The sequence below is a fragment of the Anoxybacillus eryuanensis genome (genome assembly GCF_051200995.1).
GTDB classification, from domain to species: Bacteria; Bacillota; Bacilli; order Bacillales; family Anoxybacillaceae; genus Anoxybacillus; species Anoxybacillus tengchongensis.
The window spans coordinates 135,778-153,622 of record NZ_JBPODS010000001.1 but is presented as its reverse complement, the minus strand read 5'-3'; the positions used below and the strand labels follow the sequence as shown (position 1 = coordinate 153,622).

Sequence of the window (17,845 nt, the reverse complement as noted above, 5' to 3'; positions counted from 1 at the left end):
GTGATATGATGAAAGAAAGCGGAGCAGTCGCCATAGGCGGAGCGTTAGGAGCGTTATGTCGATACGGTGTGGCGCTTATCTTTCCGTTTCTCACATTTCCGTGGGGAACGTTGCTTGTTAATTATATCGGTTCATTTTTGCTCGGTGCGCTGACGTCTTATGTCGGAAAACGGAAAATAGCTGAATGGTTGCGACTTGCGATCGGTACGGGATTTTGCGGCGGATTGACGACGATGTCGACGTTTAGTAAAGAAACGGTGATGTTATGGCATACACATGCTGCATTAGCGAACGGATATGTACTTATATCTTTTATTGGCGGTTTGCTTTGTTGTTATGCGGGCGTATATGTCGGTGAACGAGCAGGCGGAAAACAAGTAGGTGGACTGTCATGATGTATGTAGCACTTGGTGGGGCATTCGGTGCGTGGTGTCGGTACAAGCTTGGCATATGGCTACTACGTTGGACAAAACAGTCACCTGTTCCGCTATCCATTTTGCTCATCAACTGGCTCGGTTCATTCGGGCTCGGTTTCGCTCTTTCGTCCGGTGTTCAATCGATTGGGGTGACAGTCGGGTTTTTCGGGGCGTTTACGACGTTTTCAACATTTAGCGTGGAAGCACTTCAACTTGTATTGCATAAACAACATAAAGAGGCGCTAATTTATATCGGTGCGTCAATCGTTGGGAGCATATTGTTGTTCCAAGCCGGGTTTATGTTATAACCCGGCTTTTAACGTAAATAACGTGAGTTCTGGCGGCGTTAAAAAGCGAAATGGCATGCGCGTCGTACCAAGACCGCGATTAACATATAATGTAAGCTGCTCGACGTCGTAAAATCCTTCCACGTATCGTTTCGCTAACGGAGGGGTGACGACCGGACCGATCCATGGCAATTGAATTTGTCCACCGTGGCTATGACCAGAAAGCTGAAGATGAAACGGATAGACGCTTGCTTGCGTCACAAGATCAGGTTCATGAATTAAAGCGATCGTATACGTTTCTTTTGGCAACTGTTGCACCGTTTTTGCGAAATTGGGCTTACCGAGCATAAAATCATCCAACCCAGCAATGACAATTTGTTCGCTACCTCGTTTGACAGATACCCATTCGTTTACAAGTAAACGAAATCCACTCGTGTGCATCATTCGTTTATATATGTCTGTGCCGTATCCGCCATGATCGTGATTGCCATAAATACAAAATTTCCCTAGTGGAGCGTGAAGTTGGGAGAGCAGCGATGTAATCGCATCGACATGTGCATATTTGTTCGGCTCATCAAGCAAATCGCCTGTAAAACAAATAAGATGTGGCTTCAAGTCATTCATTCGTTCGACGACTTGTTGAAAATGACGAACCGTATAATGATATCCGATATGCACATCGCTAAATTGGAGCAGTCGACACCCGTCAAAGCTTTTTGGAATGAGCGGATGCACGACATCGTAATGACGCACCGTCAGCCGTCGCGGTTCAATATATTTCGCATACATATATCCTGCCGTTGAAAGCAATGCCCCTTTGACGAACAAAGAAAAAAACGTTTCCAAAAAATCTCGTCGTTTCATTCGCTTCAAACCTTATACGTAAAATGTTCTTCACTCATTATAAAAGAAAAAAGTTGATAAAAACAGTAAAAACAATGTTAAAAATTTTCTAAATATATAGTACAATAAAAATGAATGAATAACCATTCATAAAGGGGATGAGAAAATGAACGGAAAAGTCATTATTGTGACAGGCGGTTCAAGCGGTATGGGGAAATATATGGCGAAACAATTCGCGGAACAAGGGGCGCATGTCGTCATTACAGGAAGACGAAAAGAAGCGCTTGAAGAAGCAGCGAACGAAATTGGCGGGAGCGTGTTGCCGATCGTTATGGACGTGCGCAAGCCAGAATTAGTCGCTGCGATGGTGAAAGAAACGGATGAACGTTTCGGGAAAATTGATGCGTTAATTAACAACGCTGCCGGCAATTTTATTTGTCCAGCGGAAAAACTATCCATTAACGGATGGAATAGCGTCATTGACATCGTCTTAAACGGCACGTTTTATTGTAGTCGAGAAGTCGGAAACTATTGGATTGAAAAAGGGCAAAAAGGGTCAATCATTAACATTGTCGCTACATACGCATGGGGAGCGGGAGCGGGCGTCATTCATTCTGCGTGCGCCAAAGCGGGCGTATTAACGATGACGCGCACGTTAGCGGTTGAATGGGGAAAAAAATACGGTTTTCGCGTAAACGCTATCGCCCCAGGCCCCATTGAGCGAACAGGCGGGGCAGAAAAGCTCATTTTATCAGAAGAAATGGAAAAGCGCGTGAAAGATAGCGTACCGCTCGGACGCTTCGGAACGCCAGAAGAAATCGCTGGTGTCGCCTCATTTTTACTTTCCGATGCCGCTGCCTATATTAACGGCGAATGCATTACCGTTGACGGCGGGCAATGGCTCAATCAACATCCGTTTTAATGCGACGTTTTTTGACGTCGCTTTTTTTATTTGATGGTACGATGATGCGCATTTCTTATGATATAATGAGTGAAAAAACGGGGGAGGAGGCGTCGTTTTGGATGCGCTAGACATTTTAACACATATCGATCAAGTCGTTCCGTATTATCAACCGATTTTTAGCGCCGATGAGCAATGCATTGTTGGTTATGAAGTGCTTGGTCGCTTTCAACATGGCAATGAAGTCATCAGCCTCGGCCCATTTTTCCACGACGAAACGATTCCAGAAGAATTTCGCATGGAAGTCGATTATGCGGTGACGACGAAAGCGCTCGAACAGTTCGTAAATGAACAGCCCGCGTCACTTATTTTTATTAACCGCGATGCCAATGTGTTAATGATTGACCGCGGTGAATCATTTTTACAACTGCTTTTTCAATACAAGGAAAAAGGGTTGTCGCTCAATCAAGTCGTTCTTGAAATTACGGAACATCATTTTAAAGGCGACATTCAACAACTCGGGCACGTGCTCACATATTTGCGTACATACGGCATTCAAATTGCGGTCGATAACATCGGAAAAGAAAGTAGCAATTTAGATCGCATTCGTTTGTTAGCACCCGATTTGTTGAAAATTGACTTGTATTCGTTGCGCACGTCAGCGACAATCGTATCATACGACGATGTACTATATTCCATTTCGCTTTTAGCACGCAAAATTGGTGCGACACTTTTGTATGAAGATATCGAAAACGCCTTTCAGCTACAATATGCGTGGCGAAACGGCGGAAGGTATTATCAAGGTTATTATTTGCACGAACCTTCGCCATCATTTCTTCCGAACGATTTATTAAAAGATCGATTGCGCGATCAATTTCATACGTTTATTCAACACGAGAAAAAGAAACTGCAAACGTTATACGATATTTCCGAACAATTTCAAGCGCGCGTATCAGATCTTGTTGCTAAACATAAAAAAGTATCATCGTTTAATGAGCTCATTTCCGCCTTGGCGAAACAGTTAAGCGATTGTAGTTTTCGCATTTACGTATGCGATGAAGACGGTTTTCAACAGTCGGCGAACATGTTTAAAAAAGGGGATATGTGGGAATTACAGCCACAATATGAAATGAAAAACTGGAGCTGGCGACCGTATTTTCTCGAAAATATCATTCGCATGCGCTCACGCAAGCGTGGCATTTTATCTGATTTATATAGCGACATTGAAACAGGAGAAACGATTCGTACGTATTCGTATCCGATTGACGAGCATCATTATTTATTTATTGATTTAACGTATGAGTATTTATTTGAACATAATGCCCATCTGTAATAAAACGTCGCCTGCGGTGGAAAAGTAAATATGAGGTGAGTGATGATGGATACATTTTCATGGATGCTTTTGCTAATCGCAAGCGGGGTATTAGTCGGAGGGCTTATATATACGTATCAAGTTGGTAAGCGGCAAAAAACGCAAGGCGAATACGATACGAGCGTTGGCGAAAAGGTGGCTGCTCATCCGTATGTGCGCAATCCAGTTTTTATTGCATACATCGTGTTTGTTGCCCTTTTACTCGGTTATGTTGCATACGTCGCGCTTCAAATGTAAGCCCGCTTTTGTGGGCTTTCGTTTTTGTTTACTTTTTCCGCGATTCTTGGTACAGTAGTGAATAGTCGTTGAAATACGTATCGGAAAGGAATGAACGTCATGTCGCAATTATTAGGCATTATTCAACGCTTAATTAGCTTACAAGAACAAAAAACAGGAACGAACGAAGCGCCGCAACGCAATTTTGAAGTGAACGGTGAAAAAAAATGTAGCGTCACATATTACGAAAAAACAAACACGTTCGTATTAGAAGTGTACGAAAAAGGAGAAAAGCCGAAATCGTATCAATTTGACAACATTGATATGATCGCCATCGAAATTTTTGATTTGTTGAATTAAGTCTTCACATGTGTGAAGGCTTTTTATTTTACTTCTCGCTTTTCCTTATCGAAATGAACATGGTACAATGACAAATGGGGATTATATTGGGAAAGGCGGAATGACGATGCAACAACCACCGCTCATTGACTTGATGATTCCGTCCGATAAAGTGGCGCACGTACAAGTGGGGAATCATTTAGAACACGCATTGTTAGTACTAACGCGCACAGGATATTCGGCTGTCCCTGTGTTAGATATGACGTATAAACTACAAGGGCTCATTAGTATGACGATGATTATGGATGCGATTTTAGGTATTGAGCGCATCGAATTTGAACGACTAGAGACGATGAAAGTTGAACAAGTGATGCAGCGCAACATTCCGCGCTTACATGTGAACGATTCATTTTTAAAAGCGTTGAAGTTGCTCATTGATCATCCGTTCGTTTGCGTTGAAAACGATGCTGGCTACTTTGTGGGAATTATTACCCGTCGCGAAATATTAAAACGGTTTAACCGCTCGATGTACGAAAAGCGACAATAAGCTTGTCACTGCTTGTTTCATTTGTTAAAGTAAAAAATAAAGCGATAAGGAGGAACTCACGATGATGATGGATGCGAATGAAATTATTTCATTTATTCAAAACAGTAAAAAGAAAACCCCTGTGAAAGTATACATAAAAGGAGATATCGCCGACATCGACTTCGGTCCGAGCGCGAAAACGTTTATTACCGGTCATACAGGCGTCGTATTTGGCGAATGGGCGGACATTGAAGCAGCTATTGAAGCAAATAAACATAAAATTGAAGATTACGTCGTCGAAAACGATCGTCGCAATTCAGCCATCCCGCTTCTTGATTTAAAACATATAAAAGCGCGCATCGAGCCGGGAGCGATCATTCGCGATCAAGTACAAATTGGCGACAACGCGGTCATTATGATGGGTGCCGTCATTAACATCGGTGCCGTTGTTGGTGAAGGTACGATGATTGATATGAACGCTGTGCTCGGTGGACGTGCGACAGTAGGGAAAAACTGCCACGTCGGTGCAGGAGCAGTTCTTGCCGGTGTCATTGAGCCACCATCAGCGAAACCGGTCATCGTCGAAGATGACGTCATGATCGGAGCAAACGCGGTCATTTTAGAAGGTGTAACGGTTGGAAAAGGCGCGGTCGTTGCCGCTGGGGCAATTGTCACAGAAGATGTGCCGCCATATACGGTTGTCGCAGGTGTGCCAGCGCGCGTGATTAAACAAATCGATGAAAAAACGAAAGCAAAAGTAGAAATTAAGCAAGAACTTCGCCAACTATAAAGCGTGGATCGATTCCACGCTTTTTTCAAAAGGAGGATCGAAATGTTTGTAAACATTCGTCGCGATTTGCATCAAATTCCCGAACTCGGCTTTCAAGAGTTTAAAACACAACAATACATATTGAATTATATTGCAACGCTTCCGCAAGAACGAATGCAAATCAAAACGTGGAGAACAGGCATTTTCGTTCGTGTCCTCGGCACAGCGCCAACGAAAACGATCGGTTATCGCGCCGATATGGACGGATTGCCGATTGACGAACAAACAGACGTCCCGTTTCGTTCAACACATGAAGGACGCATGCACGCTTGTGGGCACGATATGCATATGGCGATTGCCCTCGGTGTGCTCACTCACGTTGTCCATCATCCGATTCGTGACGACATGCTTTTTATTTTTCAACCAGCAGAAGAAGGGCCGGGTGGAGCGCTTCCGATGCTTGAAAGCGATGAAATGAAACAATGGATGCCCGATATGATTCTCGCTTTGCATATCGCTCCGCAATATCCGGTCGGAACGATTGCGACAAAAGAAGGGTTGTTGTTTGCGAATACGTCCGAGCTGTTTATTGATTTAATCGGCAAAGGTGGGCATGCCGCATTTCCGCACGAAACGAAAGATATGGTTGTTGCGGCAAGCGCCTTAATTATGCAACTGCAAACGATCGTCTCGCGCAACGTCAATCCGCTTGATAGCGCTGTTATTACAGTTGGCAAACTGACAAGCGGCACGGTACAAAATGTTATTGCACAACGCGCGCGTCTTGAAGGAACGATTCGTACGCTTTCACCTGAAGCGATGGAAAAAGTGAAAGGGCGCATCGAAGCAATCGTGCGCGGCATAGAAGAGGCTTACGAATGCGAGGCGCATATCGATTATGGTTCGATGTATTATCAAGTGTACAACGACGAGACATTAACGAACGAATTTATGCAATTTGTTGAAAAAGAAACAGATGTCCGCCTCGTTCGTTGTCAAGAGGCGATGACAGGTGAAGATTTCGGCTACATGCTTGCGCGCATTCCGGGCTTTATGTTTTGGCTCGGTGTACAGTCGCCGTTCGGTTTGCACCATGCGCAATTAAATCCGAACGAACAAGCCATCGATGTCGCCATCCAACTACTCACCCGTTACGTCACTTGGAAAGGAAATCATCATGAAAAGGAAGAAGAACGATGAAATTACGAGAACAAATGCCATCATTAGACGGAGCAACGATCGTATTGAATGGACACGTCACTCGCGAACAGCTCATCGGGAAACCGACGCTCGTTCATTTTTGGGCGGTGAGTTGCCATCTTTGTAAAGATGGAATGAAACAAGTCAATGCTTTTCGTGATCGCTATCAAGATGAATTGCACGTCATTTCCATTCATATGCCGCGGCGCGATGGCGATGAAAACGTAGAAGTCGTCAAACAGCTAGCTGAACAATACGGCATGACCCATCCAATTTTCATTGACAACGATCATCGGTTAAAAGAGGCGTTTGATAATCGCTGTGTGCCAACGTATTATATATTTGATGCGGACGGTAAACTTCGTCATTACCAAGCAGGTAGTGGCGGTGTCAATATGCTAGAAAAACGGCTTTTGCGTGTGCTTGAAGAAAATCGAACAAGAGGGGATATCGGATGAAAAAGAAGGAGTTTGCTGTCATCGGCCTCGGACGATTTGGCGGGAGCGTATGTCGTACGTTAAGCGAACAAGGCATGGAAGTGCTTGCGATTGATATGAACGAAGATAAAGTGAACGAATACGCGTCCATTGCCTCGCAAGCGGTCGTTGCTGATTCAACCGATGAGAACGTTCTAAAAAGCTTAGGCATTCGCAACTTTGACCACGTCATCGTCGCCATCGGTGACAACATCCAAGCGAGCATTTTAACAACGTTAATTTTAAAAGAGCTTGGCGTTGAAAAAATTACAGTGAAAGCAACGAACGATTATCACGAAAAAGTATTGAAAAAAATTGGAGCAGATCATATTGTTCACCCAGAACGAGATATGGGTGAACGAATTGCTAACAATATGATTTCAAACAACGTACTCGACTATTTAGAACTATCTGATCGCCATAGCATCGTTGAAATTGTCGCGAACGAACAACTTCATGGCCATTCGCTTCTCGAATTAGACATTCGCGCGAAATATGGGATTAACATTGTCGCGATTAAACGAAACAACGACATTATCGTTTCACCGCTCGCATCAGAAATGATTTACGAAGGCGACATTTTAATTGTCATCGGTGCGGATCACGATATTGACCGCTTTGAAAACGAAGTTGTTGGGGAATAAGAAAAGAAGGTGTCCAAACGGGCACCTTCTTGTTTATACTTCCATAATAATCGGTAAAATCATCGGTTTTCGCTTCGTTTTTTCGTATAAAAACGGTGCGAGTGTATCAGTAATTTCCGTTTTAATGTCCGACCATTGATTTGTTCCTTGTTCAAGCAGCTGTTGTAAATGTTTGGCGATTAGTTGTTGCGCATCGCTAATTAAATTGCCTGATTCACGCATGTAGACGAATCCGCGTGAAATAATGTCTGGACCCGCAGCAATTTTCATTTCTTTCATATTAATGCTCACAACGACAATGACTAATCCTTCTTCTGACAAAATGCGGCGGTCGCGCAAAACGATGTTGCCGATATCGCCAATGCCGCTTCCGTCAATATACACCGAGCCAGACGGAATTTTGCCGACAATGCTTGCTCCTTCTTCACTAATGCCAAGCACCTCGCCGTTGTCCATAATAAAGCAATTTTCTTCTGGCACACCGCAATCAACCGCAAGTTTCACATGCATTTTTTGCATGCGATATTCCCCGTGAATCGGCATAAAATATTTCGGTTTCATTAAGCGAATCATCAACTTTTGTTCTTCTTGTCCGCCGTGACCAGACGTATGAATGTCGCTAAGCGGTCCGTGAATGACTTCCGCTCCTGCGCGCGCCAACATGTTAATGATGCGGTTGACGCTTACTGTATTGCCCGGAATTGGTGAAGATGAAAAGACGACTGTATCGCCCGGCATAATTTGAATTTGGCGATGAGACCCGTTAGCGATGCGCGATAACGCTGCCATCGGCTCCCCTTGGCTTCCGGTGCAAAGAATCGTGACGCGATGAGCAGGAAGGCGATTAATTTGCGCGGCATCAACGAACGTATCTTTCGGACACTTAATGTAGCCGAGTTGTTGACCAATTTCAATGGCTGCTTCCATGCTTCGTCCGAATACCGCAATTTTTCGATTGTTTAATACGGCCGCTTCTGTGACTTGTTGTAAGCGGTGAATGTTGGAAGCGAACGTTGCGAAAATAATGCGCCCTTGCACTTTTCGGAAAATGTCATGAATGCTTTCGCCGACGCGTCGTTCTGACATTGTAAAATGTGGAATTTCGCTATTTGTACTATCCGACAATAAACAAAGAACGCCTTCTTTTCCGATTTCGGCCATTTTCGTTAAATTCGCTGGCTCGCCAACAGGCGTAAAGTCGAATTTAAAATCGCCCGTATGCACAATTTGACCGACTGGCGTTTTAACAACGATCCCGTAGCTATCCGGAATGCTATGGGTTGTGCGGAAAAAGGTGACCGCTGTTTTTCCGAACGAAATGACATCATCTTCTTTAATTTCAATCAGTTTCGTTTGACGAAGCAATCCGTGCTCTTCTAGCTTATTGCGAATGAGTCCGAGTGCTAGCTTTCCGCCATAAATTGGTACGTTCACTTGGCGAAGCAAATACGGGATACCGCCAATATGGTCTTCATGTCCGTGTGTAATAAATAGTCCTTTAATGTTTTCTGCATTTTTTACTAAATAGCTATAATCAGGAATGACGTAATCAATTCCGAGCAATTCATCTTCCGGAAACTTAATGCCGGCATCAATGACGATGATTTCATCCTCATACTGTACGCCATATGTATTTTTTCCGATTTCGCCTAGACCGCCGAGAGCGAAAACACCAACTTGTTTATTTTTTAACATGTTCATTGTTCAATCTCCAATACGTGAAAATCAGGGTTTTGTTGCTCGTACGCTAAATGCGCACCTTCAAGTGGCTGAATGTATTCAATATTGATATGACGGTCTTGTAATTTTCGGCGCACATCTCGCTCGCTTTCCGCTTCAATATAGAGCGTCTTCGTTTTTTCCCTTACCGGCACTTCATCGATCGTATCTTGGTAAAACACTTTGAAAATCAACGTTCATCTCTCCTTATGTGTCATATTGCTTTTTTATTATGTTCCCTTTTAAAAAGTAAAGCGATGTGTAGCTCCGGACGCTTTCCGCTTTTCTTATTATATATAAAAAGTGGGGAATAGGAAACAAAATTGAAAAGAAGCCCTTCGATCGAAGGGCTCGTACAACTATGCAATGGATTTTCTGCGCAAAAGTTCTTTCCATTGTTTGAGCAGCTTGCGTTTCAACTTTTTCAACATGACGCATCACTCCTCACTTTTATTGTATCCGATTTTGTCGGAAAGTAAATGTGTTCTCTTATTATTTATTATAAGAAGATGATCGACAAATTTTGCATGGGAAAATATACATGGTTCTAACCTATTCACTACCGTATGCATGGTGGACAAGATGTTTTCTTAAATAATCATGTATTATTAACGTGAAACGCTTTTTGATGAGTGAAAAAGCACGTCAGCATAGCAAAAAGTTTTTGCCACTCAGCATGTTGACGTTTTTTTTTTTTTTTATAATTAAGAAAATTCTTATATAATTATTTGAAGGTTAAATAAATTGTAGTGGGGGAGATTTAATGAGAAAAGTTTTGCTTAGTTTGTTTGTTTTGGTGATGTTCTACATTTTATCTACAGGATCCTCGACTTCCGCTACCATCATCACCGATGATAAAAAGGTTAAGGATGTAAATGAAATGTTAGAGTTGCTTGGTTTTTCTAAAGAAGATGTTAAAGATCTAAAAGCGAACAAGGTCGATGTAGCAGATATAAATTTTCAAAATGAAGGCACAAGAAATTTGAAACTAAGAAAGAAGGATATCTTATTTTTAGCTCACTTTGGGTTTACTAAGGAGAGAATTGAGCATTTCACGCTAAATGACTGGGATCATTTTAAGAATATGGAGCAACCTGAATTGATAGATGTAAATGTTTCGTACTTTAAAATTGATGGAAATAATGGGGAACTCACTCCTATAACGAAATATGAGTTTGAGAAAAACAAAAAACAGCGGGATGAGTATTATAACAAAATAAAAAATAATCCACAATTAGTGACAGCCTCTTTATGTGATCCAGACAATACTTGCCAAGGATCAAACTCATCGTCTATGCTGAAACTTACTGTTGCGGTTACCCATTCGTCAAAATATGCAATTGTATCTGATTTTGATTGGGTAAACGATTCGAATGAGCGACACGTTGATTTATTCGGAACTGGACATAAGGAGGCATTGACTGTAGATTATAAATCAATATTTGGAAGTTGGACGACGAAGTACTATGACAATTATGGTTACGTAGCAGGAAGAACCTCTCATTTTAATGGTGCGACATATAAATTTTCGACAGGATATGTTCACAAATTGGATAGAAATTCTTCTGATCATCAAGAATTTTGGCAGTATAATGGAAAGTGGATACGTGCACAAGATGATTCAGGATATACGTATGCCGAATTTGAGTGGAGTTCTGGAGCGAATTCTTCTGCATATGCTAATTATACTCATATGAAAACGGGATGGAGTTCTTCATTTAGTGTGTCGATGCCGCTAGGAGCGTCAATTTCTGTTTCGGGAACAACTAGTTACGTACAAATACCAAATGCTGCAGTTTCTTTTACGAGATAAAACGATGTTGTAAAGATATAGTGAAGGGTGGCTTTCTGTTGAAACGAATCCTTAGTTATTTGTTGTTGTGTACAATGCTAGCTGGTTGTGATCATCAGGGGATGTATTCACAGGGTCAGCATTTGGATGAAAAAAGACAAGGTTTTAATAAAGAAGAGATCGAAAGTCTCATTAGAGAGCCGGAAAAAGTGAATAATACAATTAACTCACAGTTTAAAAACAAAGATATTGTGAATTTATTTTTGCTCGGGTTGACGAAAGAAGAAATGAAACACATGGGTAGTGAGGAGTTGCGCTTCTTCAGCAATAAAATTTCAATAGATAAATGGAATCACCTAAATGAGCAAACGTTGAGAGACATTTTCAAAAAGCAGACAAAGAATCAAATCATTCAATGTGATCTCTATAAACAGATGTTATGCACAGCATCGACAATTTACACGATTCAAAAAAAGAAAGTGATGGAATTAACGATGTCTATTTCTTTGCTCAATCGAAAAGAGTCTCGATATGCTGTCGTTTTGTCATATAGATGGCTTACAAATCCACAAGAAAAGAAGGTGGATTTTTACGGAGTTTTGACAACGGAAAATGCGGTCGTAGATTATCAAAAGCTTCACAGCGTTTACAAGACATATCGAGAGGAGTCTCACATCAGCACAAAACATTACAATAAGCCTTATCAATCTTCTGTTAGTGGCTATGTCATAAAAAATTCTTTGAACAAGGAAAATAATCGGCATTTTGGCTATTTGTATGCCGAAATCGTACCCTCAGATCGTACGCATAAATATATTGATGTTGAGGGGTTTTATATACATGCTAATGAAGACAACTCCTTTTCTTTTCAAGATATTCTTGATGCGGGCGTGAATGATGATACGATGATGTTCAAGTCTCCGATTACCCGAATTGCAATCCAAAAGTGACGAGTAGAATGAAGTAAAGTTTAAAGGGAGCGCTTTTAAACAAGCGCTCCTTTTAATTTTGCATAATGAATTCACTCATTTTTGAAAATGAGTTGAACTGGTGGTGAAGAGATTGCTAACCATTTCATTGACAATATTGCGTAATTTCGTTACGGTAGGTTTGTGAACTTTTACACGAGGAGCGAGAAACATGGAGAGAAAAATCGTCTTTTTTGATATTGACGGAACGTTACTAGACGATGATAAACAGTTGCCACCATCGACATATGAGGCGGTGCAAGCGTTAAAAAAACAAGGAGTATATGTAGCGATTGCAACCGGGAGAGCGCCGTTTATGTTTGAATGGTTGCGAAAAGAACTCGACATTCAATCGTTTGTTAGCTTTAACGGACAATATGTCGTTTTTGAAGGGGAAGTGATTTACAATCAACCGCTTGATCGCGAACAGCTCCGTTCATTAAAGCAAATGGCGCACGATCACGACCATCCGCTTATTTTTATGGACGCGGATACGATGCGCGCAAGTGTTGCGGATCATCCGTACATTCACGAGAGCATGGGAAGTTTAAAATTTACCCATCCACCGCACGATGAAACGTATGACGAACGAAACGACATTTATCAAGCGCTTTTGTTTTGTAAGCCGGAAGAAGAACAGCCGTATATTACATCGTTTCCGACGTTTCACTTCGTTCGTTGGCATGCCGTTTCAACCGATGTATTGCCGTATGGCGGATCGAAAGCAGAAGGCATAAAAAAAATGATCGAACAGCTCGGGATTGCTCGCGAAAACGTTTACGCGTTTGGCGATGGATTAAACGATACGGAAATGTTACGTTTTGTCGGCACAGGCGTCGCGATGGGAAATGGGCATGAAGAAGCAAAAAAAGTGGCTGATTTTATTACAAAGCCGGTCGATGAAGATGGCATTTTATTCGGATTACGTCATCTTGGCTTGTTAAAATAAAAGGGCTCCGTCATGGCAGCCCTTTTTATCAGGCAAAATTAGGGCGCTTTCCGCTTTTCTTATTATCGTTCAATCGGAATAGCGCCAGCTGGCACGTCGTACGGATGTTGTTTATTAATATGGTCATAAAACATAATGCCGTTTAAATGGTCAATTTCATGTTGAAATACGATGGCAGGCAATCCTTTTAAACGTAGCTTCACCGTTTCGCCTTCAAGTGTCGTCCCGGTGACGGTAATGCGCATATAGCGCGGCACGTAACCAGGAATCGCTTCATCCACAGACAAACAACCTTCTCCGCTCGTTAAATAGCACATTTCAACGGAATGACTGACGATTTTTGGATTAAATAGCGCATAGCTATGTAATGTTCCTTTTTCGTCCGTCACATGCACCGCAATCATGCGCTTTGAAACGTTAATTTGCGGTGCAGCTAAGCCGATGCCCGGACGAAGCCCGTACGTTTTCGCTAGCTCTGGATCTTGGCTCATTTTTACATATTCCAACAAGCTCGCTAAAATGCGGCGATCTTCTTCAGAAGGCGGAAGGGGTACTTCTTCCGCTACTTTTCGTAACGTCGGATGCCCATCTTTAATAATATCTTTCATCGTAATCACGTCGTTTCACTCCTTATCCACAAAGTAGACTACGTTTTATTATGGGACATCATACGCAAAAGTGCAATCCGCTTACAAACATACATATTCACATTGTAAAACAGAAATAATACAGATTAAGAAAAATAAGTATAACAGGTTCATAACACAGTTAAAATTTTCTAAATTTCATTTTTATATAGAAGGTCATAAGCAAACTCATTGACGAGCGTTGTCGAACGGTGTAAACTTAAAGTTGTAAAAAAACAGTTGTATTAATCTTATTCACTTTTTTCATTAATACAGCTTTCCATACACAAAATATGGTGAAAAGAAAGCGTTTTTGGGCAAACTAAAAGGTGCATGATTTTACGTTTGGAAGAAGAAAGGATGAGGTGAACAACATGGGTAAAAAGCCCCTATTTGATGTGAAAAAGCAACTTGAAAAAGTCGCTGAGCAGTTCCCGACATTTCAAATTTTAAATGAAGAAGGCGAAGTCGTAAACGAAGCGGCGATGCCGAATTTAACAGATGAGCAATTAAAAGAGCTCATGCGCCGTATGGTATATACGCGCGTGCTTGACCAACGTTGCATTTCGTTAAACCGTCAAGGACGTCTCGGCTTCTATGCGCCAACGGCAGGACAAGAAGCGAGCCAATTAGCGAGCCATTTTGCGTTAGAAAAAGAAGATTTCATTTTACCGGGCTATCGTGATGTTCCACAAATGATTTGGCATGGTTTACCACTTTACCAAGCATTTTTATTTTCACGTGGTCATTTCCATGGCAACCAAATTCCTGAAGATGTAAACGTGTTGCCACCACAAATTATTATCGGTGCCCAAATTATTCAAACAGCCGGCGTTGCGCTTGGCATGAAAAAACGTGGCAAAAAAGCAGTTGCAGTTACATATACAGGTGACGGCGGTGCATCGCAAGGAGACTTCTACGAAGGAATTAACTTCGCAGGCGCATTTAAAGCACCAGCGATCTTTATCGTTCAAAACAACCGCTTTGCGATTTCAACACCAGTCGAAAAGCAATCGGCAGCAAAAACAATCGCACAAAAAGCAGTTGCCGCAGGTATTCCGGGCATTCAAGTCGACGGAATGGACCCGCTTGCAGTATATGTAGCAGTTCGTGACGCTCGCGAGCGCGCAATTAACGGCGAAGGCCCAACGCTAATCGAAACGCTTTGCTTCCGTTACGGTCCACATACGATGGCAGGAGACGACCCAACACGTTATCGCTCTAAAGAACTTGAAAACGAATGGGAGAAAAAAGATCCGCTCGTTCGCTTCCGTAAGTTTTTAGAAAACAAAGGATTATGGAGCGAAGAAGAAGAAAATCGCGTCATCGAACAAGCGAAAGAAGATATTAAAGAAGCGATTAAGAAAGCGGACGAAACACCAAAACAAAAAGTAACCGACTTAATGTCGATCATGTACGAAGAAATGCCAGCGTTCTTAAAAGAACAATACGAAATCTACAAAGAAAAGGAGTCGAAATAAGCAATGGCGCAAATGACAATGATTCAAGCAATCACGGATGCGTTGCGCGTAGAAATGCGCAAAGACCCGAACGTTCTTGTGTTTGGTGAAGACGTCGGTGTAAACGGCGGGGTATTCCGCGCGACAGAAGGATTGCAAGCAGAGTTTGGCGAAGACCGCGTATTTGACACACCGCTTGCAGAATCAGGAATTGGCGGTTTAGCGATCGGTTTAGCATTACAAGGATTCCGCCCTGTGCCTGAAATTCAGTTTTTCGGATTCGTATATGAAGTGATGGACTCGATTTCTGGCCAAATGGCGCGCATGCGCTATCGTTCTGGCGGCCGTTTCCATGCGCCAATTACCGTTCGTTCGCCATTCGGTGGCGGCGTACATACGCCAGAATTGCATGCCGATAGCTTAGAAGGGCTTGTTGCGCAACAACCAGGATTAAAAGTTGTCATCCCATCGACACCGTACGATGCGAAAGGTTTATTAATTTCAGCAATTCGCGACAACGACCCGGTCATTTTCTTAGAGCATATGAAATTGTACCGTTCGTTCCGTCAAGAAGTGCCAGAAGGCGAATATACAATTCCAATCGGCAAGGCGGACATTAAGCGCGAAGGAACAGACGTATCTGTCATCACATACGGTGCCATGGTACACGAATCATTAAAAGCAGCAGCAGAACTTGAAAAAGAAGGCATTTCTGTTGAAGTCATCGACTTGCGTACAGTTCAACCGTTAGACATTGAAACGATTATCGCATCAGTTGAAAAAACAGGTCGTGCGGTTGTTGTACAAGAAGCACAAAAACAAGCAGGTATTGCCGCAAACGTTGTTGCAGAAATTAATGAACGTGCGATTCTTAGCCTTGAAGCGCCAGTATTGCGCGTCGCGGCACCAGATACAGTATATCCGTTCTCACAAGCAGAGCCGGTATGGTTACCGAACTTTAAAGATGTCATCGAAACAGTGAAAAAAGTCATGACGTTTTAATGGAGGGGACACGCCCCTCCACATTTAAGAAACAGGAGGTTGAGGTACAATGTCATTTGAATTTAAATTACCGGACATCGGTGAAGGGATTCACGAAGGTGAAATTGTCAAATGGTTCGTCAAACCGGGCGATGAAGTCAACGAAGATGATGTACTTTGTGAAGTGCAAAACGATAAAGCAGTAGTAGAAATTCCATCTCCAGTGAAAGGAAAAGTATTAGAAATTTTAGTGAGCGAAGGCACAGTCGCAACGGTTGGCCAAACGTTAATTAAATTTGATGCGCCAGGATACGAAAACTTAAAATTTAAAGGCGATCATGGCGACGAGCCAAAAGTAGAAGAAAAGGTAGAAGAAAAGAAAGAAGAAGGAAAACAAGAGACAGCACAAGCACAGCCGAAAAAACGTGTGATCGCGATGCCATCTGTGCGCAAATATGCGCGTGAAAAAGGTGTCGACATTCGCCTCGTGCAAGGAACAGGCAAAAACGGCCGCGTGTTAAAACAAGATATCGATGCATACTTAGCAGGCGGTGCAGCGCCACAAACAGAAGCGCCAAAACAAGCAGTAGAAGTCGTTGCGCCAGCACAAGAACAAAAAGCAGCACCAGCTCCACAACCAGTTGTTGTTGAAGGCGAGTTCCCAGAAACACGCGAAAAAATGAGCGGCATTCGCCGTGCGATCGCCAAAGCGATGGTGAACTCAAAACATACCGCCCCACACGTCACATTAATGGACGAAGTCGATGTGACAAAACTTGTTGCGCATCGTAAGAAATTTAAAGACGTGGCAGCGCAAAAAGGCATTAAGTTAACGTTCTTACCATATGTCGTTAAAGCGTTAACGTCTGCGCTTCGCGAATATCCAGCGCTCAATACGTCGATTGACGATGCGACAGAAGAAATTATTCATAAACATTACTACAACATCGGAATCGCAGCGGATACGGATAAAGGCTTGCTCGTTCCGGTTGTTAAACATGCGGACCGCAAATCGATTTTTGCGATCGCGAAAGAAATTAACGAGCTTGCGACGAAAGCACGTGAAGGCAAATTAATGCCAAACGAAATGAAAGGTGCGACATGCACAATTACAAACATCGGTTCTGCAGGCGGTCAATGGTTTACACCAGTCATTAACCATCCAGAAGTTGCGATTTTAGGTATCGGTCGCATTTCAGAAAAGCCGATTGTGCGCGATGGTGAAATTGTCATCGCTCCAGTATTAGCGTTATCATTAAGCTTCGACCACCGCATGATCGACGGTGCGACAGCACAAAATGCGTTAAATCATATCAAACGTTTATTAAACGATCCTGAATTATTATTAATGGAGGCGTAAT

At 42.5% G+C, this 17,845-nt stretch carries 21 protein-coding genes; 17 read left to right on the top strand and 4 right to left on the bottom strand.

Annotated elements, in window-relative coordinates; all coding sequences use genetic code 11:
- Positions 1-8 precede the first annotated feature (8 nt).
- Positions 9-395, top strand: coding sequence for a fluoride efflux transporter FluC (locus HNQ84_RS00835; protein ID WP_435620818.1), 387 nt, complete (start codon positions 9-11; stop codon positions 393-395).
- The gene (locus HNQ84_RS00830; protein WP_435620817.1) at positions 392-724 is read left to right on the top strand and encodes a fluoride efflux transporter FluC; all 333 of its coding nucleotides are present in this window, start codon (positions 392-394) and stop codon (positions 722-724) included. The genes HNQ84_RS00835 and HNQ84_RS00830 overlap by 4 nt, the downstream gene beginning before the upstream one ends.
- Here the strand turns inward: HNQ84_RS00830 and HNQ84_RS00825 are convergent.
- Positions 719-1,567 (bottom strand): metallophosphoesterase, encoded by an 849-nt coding sequence (locus HNQ84_RS00825; protein ID WP_435620816.1) that lies wholly within the window; start codon positions 1,565-1,567, stop codon positions 719-721. The two genes, HNQ84_RS00830 and HNQ84_RS00825, sit on opposite strands and share 6 nt — an antisense overlap.
- A gap of 145 nt (positions 1,568-1,712) precedes the next feature.
- On the opposite strand from HNQ84_RS00825, the gene fadH reads away from it, so the two are divergent.
- The 9 genes from fadH to HNQ84_RS00780 all read left to right on the top strand — a co-directional run bounded on the left by fadH (position 1,713) and on the right by HNQ84_RS00780 (position 7,989).
- Positions 1,713-2,468, top strand: coding sequence for a 2,4-dienoyl-CoA reductase (fadH, locus tag HNQ84_RS00820; protein WP_055440245.1), 756 nt, complete (start codon positions 1,713-1,715; stop codon positions 2,466-2,468).
- A gap of 97 nt (positions 2,469-2,565) precedes the next feature.
- On the top strand, positions 2,566-3,780 hold the full coding sequence (locus tag HNQ84_RS00815) for an EAL domain-containing protein (protein WP_435620815.1): 1,215 nt from the start codon (positions 2,566-2,568) through the stop codon (positions 3,778-3,780).
- Positions 3,781-3,822: 42 nt separating this feature from the next.
- On the top strand, positions 3,823-4,056 hold the full coding sequence (locus HNQ84_RS00810; RefSeq protein WP_435620814.1) for a hypothetical protein: 234 nt from the start codon (positions 3,823-3,825) through the stop codon (positions 4,054-4,056).
- Between the two features lie 99 nt (positions 4,057-4,155).
- Positions 4,156-4,395, top strand: a complete 240-nt coding sequence (locus HNQ84_RS00805; protein WP_003396622.1) for a YkuJ family protein — start codon at positions 4,156-4,158, stop codon at positions 4,393-4,395.
- Positions 4,396-4,501: 106 nt separating this feature from the next.
- Positions 4,502-4,921, top strand: a complete 420-nt coding sequence (gene cbpB / locus HNQ84_RS00800) for a cyclic-di-AMP-binding protein CbpB (protein ID WP_435620813.1) — start codon at positions 4,502-4,504, stop codon at positions 4,919-4,921.
- 61 nt (positions 4,922-4,982) lie between these two features.
- Positions 4,983-5,690 (top strand): 2,3,4,5-tetrahydropyridine-2,6-dicarboxylate N-acetyltransferase, encoded by a 708-nt coding sequence (dapD, locus tag HNQ84_RS00795; protein WP_183239972.1) that lies wholly within the window; start codon positions 4,983-4,985, stop codon positions 5,688-5,690.
- A 42-nt stretch (positions 5,691-5,732) separates the two neighbouring features.
- Complete coding sequence (locus tag HNQ84_RS00790) at positions 5,733-6,869, top strand: N-acetyldiaminopimelate deacetylase (RefSeq protein ID WP_435620812.1); 1,137 nt, start codon at positions 5,733-5,735, stop codon at positions 6,867-6,869.
- Positions 6,866-7,327, top strand: a complete 462-nt coding sequence (locus HNQ84_RS00785; protein ID WP_032100560.1) for a TlpA family protein disulfide reductase — start codon at positions 6,866-6,868, stop codon at positions 7,325-7,327. The genes HNQ84_RS00790 and HNQ84_RS00785 overlap by 4 nt, the downstream gene beginning before the upstream one ends.
- Entirely contained in the window at positions 7,324-7,989 is a 666-nt protein-coding gene (locus HNQ84_RS00780) for a potassium channel family protein (protein WP_435620811.1), read from the top strand. The genes HNQ84_RS00785 and HNQ84_RS00780 overlap by 4 nt, the downstream gene beginning before the upstream one ends.
- A 33-nt stretch (positions 7,990-8,022) precedes the next feature.
- Here HNQ84_RS00780 and rnjA read toward each other — a convergent pair whose 3' ends face one another.
- Together rnjA and HNQ84_RS00770 are read right to left on the bottom strand one after the other, a co-directional pair.
- Positions 8,023-9,690, bottom strand: a complete 1,668-nt coding sequence (gene rnjA, locus HNQ84_RS00775; protein WP_435620810.1) for a ribonuclease J1 — start codon at positions 9,688-9,690, stop codon at positions 8,023-8,025.
- Entirely contained in the window at positions 9,687-9,902 is a 216-nt protein-coding gene (locus tag HNQ84_RS00770) for a DNA-dependent RNA polymerase subunit epsilon (protein ID WP_183247260.1), read from the bottom strand. The genes rnjA and HNQ84_RS00770 overlap by 4 nt, the downstream gene beginning before the upstream one ends.
- A 569-nt stretch (positions 9,903-10,471) precedes the next feature.
- Here HNQ84_RS00770 and HNQ84_RS00765 point away from each other — a divergent pair.
- From HNQ84_RS00765 to HNQ84_RS00755, 3 genes are all read left to right on the top strand, one after another.
- Positions 10,472-11,521 carry a hypothetical protein gene (locus tag HNQ84_RS00765; protein WP_435620809.1) on the top strand — a complete coding sequence of 350 codons (1,050 nt, stop codon included), beginning with the start codon at positions 10,472-10,474 and terminating at the stop codon, positions 11,519-11,521.
- 38 nt (positions 11,522-11,559) lie between these two features.
- Entirely contained in the window at positions 11,560-12,450 is an 891-nt protein-coding gene (locus HNQ84_RS00760) for a hypothetical protein (protein WP_246348854.1), read from the top strand.
- A 190-nt stretch (positions 12,451-12,640) separates the two neighbouring features.
- Positions 12,641-13,417: a Cof-type HAD-IIB family hydrolase gene (locus HNQ84_RS00755; protein ID WP_435620808.1), complete on the top strand. Its 777-nt coding sequence runs from the start codon at positions 12,641-12,643 to the stop codon at positions 13,415-13,417.
- Positions 13,418-13,479: 62 nt separating this feature from the next.
- Here HNQ84_RS00755 and def read toward each other — a convergent pair whose 3' ends face one another.
- Entirely contained in the window at positions 13,480-14,034 is a 555-nt protein-coding gene (gene def / locus HNQ84_RS00750) for a peptide deformylase (protein ID WP_435620807.1), read from the bottom strand.
- Positions 14,035-14,417: 383 nt separating this feature from the next.
- Between def and pdhA the strand changes: the two genes are divergently transcribed.
- The 3 genes from pdhA to HNQ84_RS00735 are packed head-to-tail and all read left to right on the top strand — an operon-like array spanning position 14,418 to position 17,844.
- Entirely contained in the window at positions 14,418-15,524 is a 1,107-nt protein-coding gene (pdhA, locus tag HNQ84_RS00745; RefSeq protein ID WP_435620806.1) for a pyruvate dehydrogenase (acetyl-transferring) E1 component subunit alpha, read from the top strand.
- A gap of 3 nt (positions 15,525-15,527) precedes the next feature.
- Entirely contained in the window at positions 15,528-16,505 is a 978-nt protein-coding gene (locus HNQ84_RS00740; RefSeq protein WP_004891307.1) for an alpha-ketoacid dehydrogenase subunit beta, read from the top strand.
- 49 nt (positions 16,506-16,554) lie between these two features.
- Complete coding sequence (locus HNQ84_RS00735; protein WP_435620805.1) at positions 16,555-17,844, top strand: dihydrolipoamide acetyltransferase family protein; 1,290 nt, start codon at positions 16,555-16,557, stop codon at positions 17,842-17,844.
- Position 17,845: the final 1 nt, after the last annotated feature.

Bases quoted from the DNA above. Each gene is read 5' to 3' on its own strand.
- HNQ84_RS00835 (WP_435620818.1), top strand. From the start codon at position 9: ATGAAAGAAAGCGGAGCAGTCGCCATAGGCGGAGCGTTAGGAGCGTTA.
- HNQ84_RS00830 (WP_435620817.1), top strand. From the start codon at position 392: ATGATGTATGTAGCACTTGGTGGGGCATTCGGTGCGTGGTGTCGGTAC.
- HNQ84_RS00825 (WP_435620816.1), bottom strand. From the start codon at position 1,567: ATGAAACGACGAGATTTTTTGGAAACGTTTTTTTCTTTGTTCGTCAAA.
- fadH (WP_055440245.1), top strand. From the start codon at position 1,713: ATGAACGGAAAAGTCATTATTGTGACAGGCGGTTCAAGCGGTATGGGG.
- HNQ84_RS00810 (WP_435620814.1), top strand. From the start codon at position 3,823: ATGATGGATACATTTTCATGGATGCTTTTGCTAATCGCAAGCGGGGTA.
- HNQ84_RS00805 (WP_003396622.1), top strand. From the start codon at position 4,156: ATGTCGCAATTATTAGGCATTATTCAACGCTTAATTAGCTTACAAGAA.
- cbpB (WP_435620813.1), top strand. From the start codon at position 4,502: ATGCAACAACCACCGCTCATTGACTTGATGATTCCGTCCGATAAAGTG.
- dapD (WP_183239972.1), top strand. From the start codon at position 4,983: ATGATGATGGATGCGAATGAAATTATTTCATTTATTCAAAACAGTAAA.
- HNQ84_RS00790 (WP_435620812.1), top strand. From the start codon at position 5,733: ATGTTTGTAAACATTCGTCGCGATTTGCATCAAATTCCCGAACTCGGC.
- HNQ84_RS00785 (WP_032100560.1), top strand. From the start codon at position 6,866: ATGAAATTACGAGAACAAATGCCATCATTAGACGGAGCAACGATCGTA.
- HNQ84_RS00780 (WP_435620811.1), top strand. From the start codon at position 7,324: ATGAAAAAGAAGGAGTTTGCTGTCATCGGCCTCGGACGATTTGGCGGG.
- rnjA (WP_435620810.1), bottom strand. From the start codon at position 9,690: ATGAACATGTTAAAAAATAAACAAGTTGGTGTTTTCGCTCTCGGCGGT.
- HNQ84_RS00765 (WP_435620809.1), top strand. From the start codon at position 10,472: ATGAGAAAAGTTTTGCTTAGTTTGTTTGTTTTGGTGATGTTCTACATT.
- HNQ84_RS00755 (WP_435620808.1), top strand. From the start codon at position 12,641: ATGGAGAGAAAAATCGTCTTTTTTGATATTGACGGAACGTTACTAGAC.
- pdhA (WP_435620806.1), top strand. From the start codon at position 14,418: ATGGGTAAAAAGCCCCTATTTGATGTGAAAAAGCAACTTGAAAAAGTC.
- HNQ84_RS00740 (WP_004891307.1), top strand. From the start codon at position 15,528: ATGGCGCAAATGACAATGATTCAAGCAATCACGGATGCGTTGCGCGTA.
- HNQ84_RS00735 (WP_435620805.1), top strand. From the start codon at position 16,555: ATGTCATTTGAATTTAAATTACCGGACATCGGTGAAGGGATTCACGAA.